Origin of the sequence: Bacillus sp. JJ1474, from assembly GCF_036965225.1 — a bacterium.
Lineage (GTDB): Bacteria > Bacillota > Bacilli > Bacillales > Cytobacillaceae > Cytobacillus.
Genome location: NZ_JBALPC010000231.1, coordinates 1 through 11,644, shown reverse-complemented (window position 1 = coordinate 11,644; position 11,644 = coordinate 1). Strand labels below are relative to the sequence as shown.

Annotated in this window: 10 protein-coding genes; 9 read left to right on the top strand and 1 reads right to left on the bottom strand. The window is 38.9% G+C overall.

The genetic code is table 11. From position 1 onward, the window contains the following. The first annotated feature begins 21 nt into the window (after window positions 1–21). The 8 genes from V7164_RS22950 to V7164_RS22920 all read left to right on the top strand — a co-directional run bounded on the left by V7164_RS22950 (window position 22) and on the right by V7164_RS22920 (window position 9,746). Complete coding sequence (locus V7164_RS22950; RefSeq protein ID WP_335347029.1) at window positions 22–999, top strand: proline dehydrogenase family protein; 978 nt, start codon at window positions 22–24, stop codon at window positions 997–999. Window positions 1,000–1,259: 260 nt separating this feature from the next. Then, complete coding sequence (locus V7164_RS22945) at window positions 1,260–1,496, top strand: hypothetical protein (protein ID WP_335355324.1); 237 nt, start codon at window positions 1,260–1,262, stop codon at window positions 1,494–1,496. A gap of 317 nt (window positions 1,497–1,813) precedes the next feature. Further along, complete coding sequence (locus V7164_RS22940; RefSeq protein WP_335347027.1) at window positions 1,814–3,160, top strand: cytochrome ubiquinol oxidase subunit I; 1,347 nt, start codon at window positions 1,814–1,816, stop codon at window positions 3,158–3,160. After that, window positions 3,157–4,185: a cytochrome d ubiquinol oxidase subunit II gene (locus tag V7164_RS22935; RefSeq protein ID WP_335347026.1), complete on the top strand. Its 1,029-nt coding sequence runs from the start codon at window positions 3,157–3,159 to the stop codon at window positions 4,183–4,185. The genes V7164_RS22940 and V7164_RS22935 overlap by 4 nt, the downstream gene beginning before the upstream one ends. Window positions 4,186–4,187: 2 nt before the next feature. Continuing rightward, complete coding sequence (gene cydS, locus V7164_RS25755; protein WP_438824742.1) at window positions 4,188–4,301, top strand: cytochrome bd oxidase small subunit CydS; 114 nt, start codon at window positions 4,188–4,190, stop codon at window positions 4,299–4,301. 126 nt (window positions 4,302–4,427) lie between these two features. Next, the gene (locus V7164_RS22930; protein WP_335346403.1) at window positions 4,428–4,739 is read left to right on the top strand and encodes a hypothetical protein; all 312 of its coding nucleotides are present in this window, start codon (window positions 4,428–4,430) and stop codon (window positions 4,737–4,739) included. A 347-nt stretch (window positions 4,740–5,086) separates the two neighbouring features. After that, on the top strand, window positions 5,087–8,146 hold the full coding sequence (locus tag V7164_RS22925) for an efflux RND transporter permease subunit (protein WP_335346404.1): 3,060 nt from the start codon (window positions 5,087–5,089) through the stop codon (window positions 8,144–8,146). A gap of 256 nt (window positions 8,147–8,402) precedes the next feature. Beyond that, window positions 8,403–9,746 (top strand): M20/M25/M40 family metallo-hydrolase, encoded by a 1,344-nt coding sequence (locus tag V7164_RS22920; protein WP_335346405.1) that lies wholly within the window; start codon window positions 8,403–8,405, stop codon window positions 9,744–9,746. A gap of 68 nt (window positions 9,747–9,814) precedes the next feature. Here V7164_RS22920 and V7164_RS22915 read toward each other — a convergent pair whose 3' ends face one another. Beyond that, window positions 9,815–10,396 (bottom strand): DUF7010 family protein, encoded by a 582-nt coding sequence (locus tag V7164_RS22915; protein ID WP_335355323.1) that lies wholly within the window; start codon window positions 10,394–10,396, stop codon window positions 9,815–9,817. Between the two features lie 574 nt (window positions 10,397–10,970). Between V7164_RS22915 and V7164_RS22910 the strand changes: the two genes are divergently transcribed. After that, a complete protein-coding gene (locus V7164_RS22910) occupies window positions 10,971–11,579 on the top strand; it encodes an SAM-dependent methyltransferase (RefSeq protein ID WP_335346407.1) in 609 nt (202 codons plus the stop codon). Window positions 11,580–11,644 lie beyond the last annotated feature (65 nt).

Here is an 11,644-nt window from a genome sequence, read left to right as displayed (position 1 = left end):
TAACAATGAGGAGTAATCACTATGTTAAAAGATATCTTCATGAGCCTTTCTCAAAACCAGTTTCTTAATAGTGCTGCAAAAAAGTATGGTTTAAAATTGGGTGCGCAAACTGTTGTAGCGGGAACAAATATAGAAGAAACGATCAAAAGTATTAAAGAACTCAATGCACACGGAATCTCGTGTACGGTAGATAACTTAGGTGAATTTGTATTTAAAGAGGAAGAAGCAACAGAAGCGAAGGAACAAATTCTAAAGGTAATTGAAGCGATACATGAAAATCAAGTAGATGCTCATATTTCATTAAAGCCTACACAATTAGGCTTAGATATTGATTATAACTTTTGCTTAAATAATTTAAGAGAAATTGTCGACTTAGCAAGTAAGTATGATATGCATATCAACTTTGATATGGAGGATTATGGACATCTTCAGCCATCGTTTGACATATTGGACGAACTTTCCAAGGAATATAATAATATTGGAACGGTTATCCAAGCTTATTTCTTCCGTGCAGAAGAAGATATCCAAAAGTACAAAAACTACCGTCTTCGTATCGTAAAAGGCGCTTATAAAGAGTCTGAGCAAGTTGCCTACCAAGATAAAGGAGACATCGATAAAAACTTTATTAAGCTGATCGAATATCATTTATTAAATGGAAAATTTACATCCATTGCCACACATGACCATAATATTATTAATCATGTGAAGGAATTCGTTAAAAAGAATGATATTCCAAATGATAAATATGAATTCCAGATGCTGTATGGCTTTAGAAAAGACATGCAATTACAACTGGCAAAAGAGGGATATAACTTCTGTACGTATGTGCCATTCGGCAATGACTGGTATGGATACTTCATGCGCCGTCTTGCGGAAAGACCGCAAAACCTAAACCTAGTTGCGAAACAAGTGTTTAACAAGAAAACGAACACCGTACTAGGTGTAGCAGCGGGAGCATTCTTATTAGGAAGAATGACGAAGAAGAAAAACAAAAAATAATACGGGTTCATTCACATTTTGAATGGAAAGGTCTGTCTCTTAAGGGGCAGGCCTGTTTTGTTTGATAATTGATGGTAAAATAAGAATAACAATGATAAGTGATGGGGAGATTCAAATGTTCAAGGCTCAAAAAGAATATTACTGGAAGATTGGATTATTGGTGTCAGTTATTTCTTTTATTTTACATATAGTAGGGGTTAGACNNGGTTTTAGATTCCGAATTAAATGTTAAAAACCTGGCTGCTTATTTAGGGTTTTCGTTGGCGGTTGGACTGATCGCATTATTATTAGTGCGCTTTGGTTTCAAAATAGCACTTATCTTCTTTCTGGCTGGTCTCATCATTGGATTTATTGAAATGTATCGCCTTTTCTTTAGTGACTCTTCTGGATGGGGAGATTTAGCGGGACTTATCTCTTTATTTATGTGGGTGTTTATGGGAATTGGGTTAGGAGTTTTTGCTCAATTAGGTGCATACTACTGGCGAAAAAGGAAATAACAGTAACATGGAAGCCTCCACAAACAGTGGGGGCTTATTTATTTTTCATTCAATTGTTTAATACATGGCTATGAAGGGGAATCTTATGGTTGGAGCAATTATTCCATAAATGTTATCGTCTGTCACATTTATATTATGAATGCATTGGAAAGTTGTCGAGTTTGCAGAGGGGTCTGCATGTAAGATAAGGGTAAGGAGTGGTGATCATGTATAAAAAGCAAGAAAAAATATTGATGTGGGTAGTTTTTTCAGCTGCTGGGATCATGCTGCTATCACTATTAGGAAGAGTATTTGGCAGTTAAGGAGGCGATTAGGAAATGGGAAAAGAGGAGGCTGTATTTTTTAGCCGGGTACTTACAGAGCTGACATTATCGTTTCATATTATTTACGCCACAATCGGTGTAGGGATTCCGCTCATGATTATGATTGCCCAGTGGATTGGTATTAAGAAAAATGATGAACATTATATTTTACTGGCAAGAAGGTGGGCTAGAGGGTTTGTCATTACTGTTGCTGTTGGAGTTGTAACTGGAACTGCGATTGGCTTGCAGCTTTCGCTTTTATGGCCAAACTTTATGGTGTTAGCAGGAAATGTGATTGCTCTGCCACTATTTATGGAAACATTTGCGTTTTTCTTTGAGGCCATCTTTTTAGGGATCTATTTGTATACTTGGGATCGATTTGAGAATCAGAAGAAGCATTTGCTGTTATTAATACCGGTTGCTGTCGGAGCGTCCTTTTCAGCTGTTTTTATCACGATTGTGAATGCGTTTATGAATGCTCCGCAAGGGTTTGACATCGTTGGTGGTCAACTGATCAATATTAACCCGCTGATTGCGATGTTTAATCCTGCAATGCCAACAAAGGTTGCTCACGTTTTGGCAACTGCTTACATGACTTCAGCTTTTGTTCTAGCTGCGATAGCTGCATTCCGGCTACTTAAAGGATCAAGCCATATCTATCACAAAAAGGCGCTTTATTTAACGATGAAGCTAAGCCTCATATTCTCCATTGCATCCGCAGTTATTGGTGATTTCTCAGGCAAATATTTAGCTGAGTACCAGCCGGAGAAATTAGCGGCAGCTGAATGGCATTTTGAAACAGAAGAAAATGCGCCGCTATATTTATTCGGAGTTCTAGAAGATGGAGAGGTTAAGTATGCCATTAAAATTCCCTTTGCATTAAGTATTCTGGCACATAGTAGTTTATCTGCTGAAGTGATCGGATTAGATCAATTTCCAGAGGACGAAATTCCTCCCCTTTATATTCACTATTTATTTGACATTATGGTATCTATAGGAGTATGGCTGACGGTACTATCGGCTGTATATGTTATTGGAACATGGAAGGGCTGGCCTTTTGTAAGAAAGACATGGTTCCGAGGCTTTATTGTGGCAGGAGGGCCGCTTTCTGTTATTGCAATAGAAGCGGGATGGTGGTTTGCTGAGGTAGGCAGACAGCCATGGGTCCTGCGAGGAATTTTGAGAACAGAGGACGCCGCGACAACTAGTGGTCAAATAGACCTTATGCTTGTGTTATTCGCTGGTTTATATCTGATTCTAGGGATTGGAAGCATTGTTGTGTTAACGAGAATGTTTAGAAGAAATCCAGTGGAAAAAGAGCTGGAAGATCGGCATACAGAAATGGGCGGTGAGCATTCATGACACTTGAGGTAATTGGAATTTCGGTTCTTTGGCTATTTCTGTTTGGGTATGTGCTCGTTGCTTCTATTGACTTTGGTGCTGGTGTATTTAACGCATATAGCTTGTATACAGGACGCAAGCATATTTTAACAAATATCATTCAACGATATTTATCGCCAGTTTGGGAAGTCACAAATGTGTTTCTAGTCTTCTTTTTTGTTGGCATGGTTGGGTTTTTTCCAAAAACTGCTTTTTACTACGGCACGATTCTACTTGTTCCAGCGAGTATTTCCATTATTTTGATCGCGATTCGAGGATCCTATTATGCTTTTGAGACATATGGGTCAAGGGGCCATAGGGGATATACCTTTATGTACGGCTTATCAGGCTTGTTTATTCCAGCATCCCTTTCCATTGTGCTAACTATTTCAGAAGGCGGCTTCGTTACAATGGTCAATGATCATCCTGTGCTCGATTACTGGGCGCTGTTTACTAGCCCCCTTACATGGAGCATTGTTGTGCTTAGTTTAGCAGCTGTTCTTTATATATCTGCTGTATTTTTAACATGGTATGCGAATAAAGCACAGGATCAGAATGCAACTGAGTTATTAAGAAAGTATGCATTAATCTGGGCAGCTCCATTAATGATTACAGCAGCTGGAATTATTGTAGAACTGCGGGCCCATAATGCTGAGCATTATGCACGAATGCTAGATGTTTGGTGGCTGCTTGGACTGTCATTTATCCTATTTATCGGAACGGTGTGGCTAATTTGGAAGCGGAAGAAATATGGCCTTGCCTTCGGATTATTAGCAGGACAATTTACCTTGGCTTTTTTTGCATACGGAATATCTCATTATCCATATCTTCTGTATCCACACTTAACTATTTATGACAGTTTTACAAATGAAGCGATGGCGCTTTCGCTAATAGTTGCCTTTATTGCTGGGCTTTGTTTACTCGTTCCATCCTTATGGCTTCTATTAAGGCTGTTTTTATTTGATAAAAATTATGTTAGAGGAAGAGTCATGAAGGAGGATTCGTGAATATGGAGAACTTTTTTATTTTTTATGCACCATTTATTGTGGTGGCTTTGGCGCTAGTGGCAGCTTTTTGGCTAGGGCTTAAAGACGGAGCTGTTCATAGAAGTGAGCGGAAATAAGCTGAATATAGAAGGTCAAAGCTCCTATTTAAAAGAGTGCTTTGACCTTTTTTACAGTTTGAAATCTCTCCTATTAAAAATTAAACTATGACATAATATAGCTATGAGGAAATGGAGGTGAATGTAATGGATGAAAGCCGTCTCGATAAATTCGAGGATATGCTTACTACGTTAATGACTATGGTAGGCGGTACAAACAGTCGATTGGATAAGGTAGAAGCTCGATTGAGTAAGGTAGAAGAGAGATTGGATAAGGTAGAAGGAGAATTGAATAATCTGATAAAAGAAGTAAGTGTGGTTAAAGAGGACCAAAAGCAGATGAGAAGTGAAATAATGGAAAAGCTTATGGTCATTCAAGCTGACCAAGATCTAATCTGGGAAAAGGCTGTTAAAAACGAAAGAGACATCGTCAAGATGAAGGCACAACTGCATCGATAGCCTCATAATTTACCTACATGAATTTGAAGTTCCTCAAGAATATAACCATCTAAATGATCAATATCCAAAAGTGTATTTTCTACAATTCACGAAAATTTTTCAATAGGACAAGCATTCTGCTGGGAGCACTCGACTTTTTCGAGGCTCTCTTTTTTATTATTAGACTAAATGTTTACTCCCTCTAAGACTGTAGACTTAGAAAAATATCTGTCTAAGGCTCGTTATGAAAGGGTGGAAATGTAGGTAAGATGGTAACATAATGAAATGTTAACTTTTACCTAATTGTGTTAAAATCTCCAAGTCTATTTTAACCCTATAAGGTAAAGGAGAGAGTGAGGAGAACAGGCTTGAAATTATTGAAATTTATTGTACAAAGGAAAATGTTAATTGCTTTACTGTCAGTGATGGTTTTAGCCATTGGAAGCTACTCGTTATTCGAATTAGATAAGGAATTAATGCCAGCCATCCGTATGGACGGTGCCTATGTTGAAGTTGGTGCGGGAGAAATGGCTGCAATTGAAGTTGAACGGACAATCACAACTCCATTAGAGCAGAAAATAAAAGGAATTGACGGTGTCGAAGATATTCAATCGACTACTATGATAGGCAGGAGCTCCCTGCGGATGACCTTTGAGCGGGGACGGGGGGAAGAGGTATTTAAGGAAGTAGAGTCAATTGTTAACGCTGCAAAGGCCGAAAATCCAGGAATCAAGGAAATGGATGCTGGTCAGTACGGCGCAAGTCAGAGCTATGAATTCTTCATGGATATTTCTGGCGGCAGCATGGGGGACATGACAGGATTTGCAAAGAACGTATTGGAGCCTAGATTAGAAGAGCTTCCAGAGGTACGTGACGTAATGCTTTCTGGAATGTTGGAGCATGAAGTGACAATTGAATTTGATCGTGCAGAAATGCTGAAGCATGGGTTAGAGGCAGGCCAGGTAATTGGTGCCATCCAGATGTCCAATAATGAAGCTACTTTGGGCGTACTTAATAATGAAAAGGACTCACCTTCTTTGCGATGGAATACGAAATTAGAAAATATTGATGATGTAAAGGGATTAAAAATTCCTACTCAATCAGGATTTATTGAGCTTAACAAGGTAGCAGCGATTTCCCTGCAGCCTAAGGAAAGTTCATCATTTGTATGGAAAGATGGAACGAAGGATCTTATTTTTATCCAGGTTGGCAGGGCTGCAGATGTAACGCAAATTGAGATGGCAAAAGCAGTTCGGGCGGAAATTAAAAAAATTCGGGATGAAGGTTTAGTTACAGGGTTTCAATTAAATGAAATGGTTGCACAGGCAGACTATGTGCAGGAATCGATTGATGGGGTAACAGACAATATCCTTATTGGCGGGCTAATCTCTGCAGTCATTCTTCTCATTTTCCTTAGAAATCTGAGGGCTACTATCATTATCGGTATTTCCATCCCAACATCCGTATTATTAACCTTTGCAGCGATGTGGATGTTTGGCTATAGCTTTAATATTTTAACCTTAATTGGACTTGGATTGGGAATTGGGATGATGGTTGATTCATCCATCGTTATCCTAGAATCCATTTATCGAAAGAAAGAACTAGGTTTGAACAAGTTTGATGCGGTTTTAGAGGGAACAAAGGAAGTTGCTTCGGCCGTAATTGCATCGGTTCTAACGACCATTGTCGTATTCCTTCCAATTGGAATGATCGGCGGCGAAATGGGTCAATTTATGATCATGCTTTCAGTAGTAGTTGCCATTACATTAATCAGCTCCATGATTGTGGCCTTTACATTAATTCCTTCATTATCCGATAAGTTTATGAAGCTTAAAAAGACAAAGGGAGCAGCTAAAGAAGGAATGTTTATGCGGGGGTATAGCCATGCTGTTTCCTGGACCATCAAGAAAAAGCGCCGCAGTCTCGGTGTCATTACTCTCTTTTTCCTAATGTTTGCAGGGTCATTATTACTAGTAACAAAGATCCCAATGACGATTATGCCTGATATGTTTAACCGATATTCGGAGCTAATGGTTGATCTAGAACCAGGTATTACAAATCAAGAAAAAGCCGAAATCGTTCAAACGATGAATGAAAAACTGAGTGCCATCGAGGATGTAGATACGAGTTATGTACTTGATAATGGCGGAATGCTGTACAGTATCATCAATATGACAAAAGGCGATGAGATAAAAAAGGAACAAAAGGAAGTAAATGAAGAAATCTTGAAGACACTGCGGGAGATGCAGGATTTGTATCCAATTGAAAGTATTCAAAGTGCCTTATCCAGTGGCGGTGGATCACCTGTTCAAGTGAAAATAAAAGGAGAAGACATAGAGCAGCTGCAAGCAACAGCCGGTGACTTTAAGGAAGAGCTGCAAAGGATTGATGGCATTGTTGGCGTAAGAACGTCAATGGAGCGGATGTCCCAAGAGGAAGTCATTGTTTTAAAAACGGATGAAATTGAAAAGGCTGGACTTTCCCAACTTCAAATTAAACAATTCATTGAGCAGTCGTTTTTACAAATGCCTATTGGTGAAATGTCGATAAACGAAGAGAAGATGCCTTTATTTGTAAAATGGGATCAAAAGACCGCAACGAAAAAGGATTTGCTGGATATGAAGGTACCAACCATAGAAGGGGAGAGAAAATTATCTGCTTTCATTGAATTGAAAAGCGTGGATACGCCAAATGAGATTTCCCACTCAGACGGGGAACGGTTTATCGCCATTTCTGCCGATATTGAAGGAAAGGACCTTGGAGCGGTCAATAGAGATGTCCAGAAATTAATCGAGGATTTCAAGGCCCCAGCAGGTTTATCAGTATCAGTTGCAGGGGACCTGGAACAACAGCAGGAATTAATGATGGAAATGGTCTTTGTAATAGGAATTGCTCTTTTCCTGGTATATCTAGTTATGGCGGTTCAGTTCAATCATTTAGGCCACCCACTCATTGTCATGTCAGTGATTCCGATGACGATTGTAGGCGCCATTCTAGGTTTATTTATCACTCAGATGGAGCTAAATCTAATGTCAGGAATGGGTGTCATCATGTTAATTGGCATCGTCTTAAACAACGCTATTCTGTTAATTGATCGTACAAAACAGCTTCGCAGAGAGGGCTTCTCTGTTGAAGACGCACTTCTTGAAGCAGGTAAAAACCGTATTCGTCCAATATTCATGACAACCTTAACAACAGCTGGCGCAATGCTTCCATTAGCGCTTGCATCAGGCACTTCGGGTAATTATCAGGCGCCAATGGCCACAGTTATTATTTTCGGCTTAATGTTCGCGACTTTTATTACATTACTTCTTATACCGGCCGTTTACCGTTTATTTTCAGTAAAGGCACTGAGTATTGGAGCGGCTAGGAAACAGCGGCGCAAAGAGATGATCGAGGTTCAAGCTGTACCAGAAACAGTGAAGTAGGAATGAAAGAGGAAGATCGCTTTAAGAAATAGCCCAGAGCATATGCTTTGGGTTATTTTTGTTGAAAAATAAGCAAAGACGCCCTTCAAATTATTCATGGTCTTAAGACTTATGTCTATTAAAATAATTCATTATTAAGGACCTAGTAAATTGAAATATTGCTAGGTTGAAAGTTTCGTTTTTCGTTTTTGAAAAGGTTTGCAGGAAATAAAAGCGAATTCCTTTTGTGAAATCATATCATAAGGAGGTTTTTGTTTTGAAAAAAGGCTCTTCCATTTTGCTTTCTACTCTTTTAGTCACTTCAAGTTTGTATCTTGCTCCTATGAATTCCGCCAATACAGCAGAGGCTGCACCTAATCACGTTGTTCATCCAAGTGAAAAAGCATTGGATCAAAAGGTTATTGCTAGAGTTAGTGCAGAGCGTATGTATGAAGATGTCTATTATTTATCCGAAACGATTGGCCCGCGTGTAACGGGTACAGAAGGTGAGCAGAGAGCCGCCAAGTTTATTAAGGATCGTTTGGTTTCTTACGGATATGAAGTAACGACACAAGAATTCAGGATTCCTGATAAAATGACAGGGCATTTACAGACTAGCGATCAAAATGAAGTCATGGTTAGTATCCCTGCCGGTTCAGCGGATACTCCTGAAGCAGGGATCACTGCAAGTCTTTACGATGCTGGGTTAGGGAAATTAGACGATTTTACACAGGAGGCAGTGGGAAAGATAGCTCTAATCTCAAGAGGCGACATCACATTTAAAGAAAAAATCGATAACGCTATAGCTGCTGGTGCTATCGGAGTGCTGATTTATAATAATGTGGATTCCCCTGGACCATTAAATCCTTCCATCGGTGGAGATACGACAATTTCTGTTGGAGGGATCTCAAAAGCAAGCGGCGAAGCACTAATTCAAGATATTGCTGCCCAAAACAAAACGGTGACATTAAAAGTGAAACGGATTGCAAATGCAAAATCACAAAATATCATTGCGACAAGAACCCCTCAAAAAGGAAAAAACCACGACATTGTACACGTGTCTGCCCATTTTGATAGTGTTCCATTTGCACCGGGTGCCAGTGACAATGCGTCTGGTACAGCTACTGCTTTAGAGCTGGCAAGAGTGTTAAAAAGCTATCCGATCGATAAAGAATTGAGGTTTGTTTTTGTTGGTGCGGAGGAAATTGGCCTTGTCGGATCCGCCTATTATGTAAGTCAGCTAAGTCAGAATGAGGTTGAGCGGAGCGTTGCGAACTTCAACATGGATATGGTCGGAACCTCCTGGGAAAATGCAACAGCCATCTATATGAATACCGTTGATGGCAAGGCAAACATCGTAACGGAAACAGCGCTGGCGACAGCTGAAAGAATTGGAACACCGTCTGAATTAGTTCTCTATCAGCGCGGGGCTTCCGATCACGTATCCTTCCACGATGCGGGGATTCCAGCTGTTAACTTCATTCGCCGTGAGCCTGGTACTGCAAACCTTGAGCCTTATTATCACACACCACAAGATAAAATCGAATATATTAGTGTTGAGCGTTTGAAGGAGGCTGGGGATTTAGTTGGAGCTTCTGTATATAGTTTGATTGGAAAATAGTTTATAGAAAAAGTGAAGCTGATATCCATTAGATGCAGCTTCACTTTTTGTTTTATATAGATCTACTGTTATTTGCCAATCCCCTTCCTTTCATCAATAGAGATAAATGACTTTGTCTCAAACGACAGGGCAATAACGGATAGAAGATATAGTATACATAGTAAAAATGGCAGTAGCATAAATGCATGATTAATAAAGACATAACCGAAAATAAAAGAGACTGCAGCCATTGCAATGGTAAAAATTCCGTACGTTTTACTTTGATAAATCCATAAATATGGCAAAAAGTGTGAGGCTCCTAAAATACCTATGGCCATTGGGATTAATTCATATTGTTCAATGTAAATGATCACCCAAACCGGTATGTAAAATGCTTGAATGCCTCCTATAATTCCTCCTAAAGCCCCTAATGGATTTTTACTTAAAAGATTGATTTTACGTATTTTGCCGATAGCAATAGCCAATGGGAAAATACTACATGTACCAATCAGGTAGAAAAGAGCGAGCTGCTGTTGGCTTTCTATGAAAAAGCCCAATCCTCCCATAACTAACCAATAGAAGGCTCCCGCGAGTAAGAAAGGGTATCCTTTTTTGGCATCTTTAATCAAATCTGCCTTTAGTTCACCTACAGTCATGTTTTTAAAATCCATATCACTATCCCCTTTTGTTTTATCGCAGATTAACGGGCTGTAAGACCCCCACTTCAAGAAGTTGCGTAAAATAAAAATTTCTAAGTGGGGGATCAACAGCCCGTAAAGGCCCGATTGGTTCAACTAACAATCAGTGGGGGATGAAGGCCAACTAAGATCGCCACGTCCTAATGTCTTTGTCGACGCTAGCACGTCCTGTGTGTCGGAAAACCCCCACTGATTGAAGTTTCACTTTATAATGAATCATATGATAAAAAAATAGCAGGAATTATTGTATTCTCCGTTTAGCGAATTGTTTTATAAATATTTTGACTAGTCATCATTAGGGTGAAATTGATTCATGCATGTAGAGGGTGCGATTTTTTAGTAAGTGCCATTGGATGGATACTTTTCCTGTTGCAATGAGAGTATATGATGTACATTTTAATATATACGAAATTCAAGATGATGGTTTAGAAGTTTTGTAGAAAAGCAGTTGTAAGTAGGAGTTTATAACTATTTAATTATAGCCAAATATGGGTAAAAAGTAAATTATTTCAAATAGGTAATGTTGTTAGAATAGGAGATCATTTTTATGAACGAACGTTATTTTGACGGATTATTAAATATTAGGACATGTGGGGATCAAAAGGGCTTCAATCAATCCTTTCACTACCATCGATATGAATCAACTCCATACAGTGCACTTGACCTATTATTTAACCAATATGAACTGAAAAGCAGTGACAGGCTAGTTGATTTTGGGTGTGGAAAAGGTAGATTAAACTTTTTTACAAATTATTTATTCCATTCTACAGCGGTTGGGGTGGAAATGAATGAAGGATATTATGCAGAAGCGCTTGAAAATCTTCAGAGGTATGGAAAGAAATTCAAAAATAGAAAAGATGATATTCACTTTCATTGTTGTTTAGCTGAAGAATACGAAATTGATCCAGCGGACAATCGGTTTTATTTTTTCAATCCGTTTTCAATACAAATCTTTATGAAGGTTATCAACAATATCCTGTTGTCTGTGGAAAAATGTAAACGGAACATCGAGCTAATATTATATTATCCATCAGAGGATTATACTTATTTTTTAGAAAATCAAACTGCCTTTGAATTGACGAAAGAGGTCTTATTACCGGAATCTAAACATAATCCAAATGAGAGATTTTTGATTTATCGTTATTCAATAAACTAAGCTTGTTCATGGTGAGTGTTTTAGGTAGAGCAACGCGAAAACAAGAGCCATGGATCATTCATGGT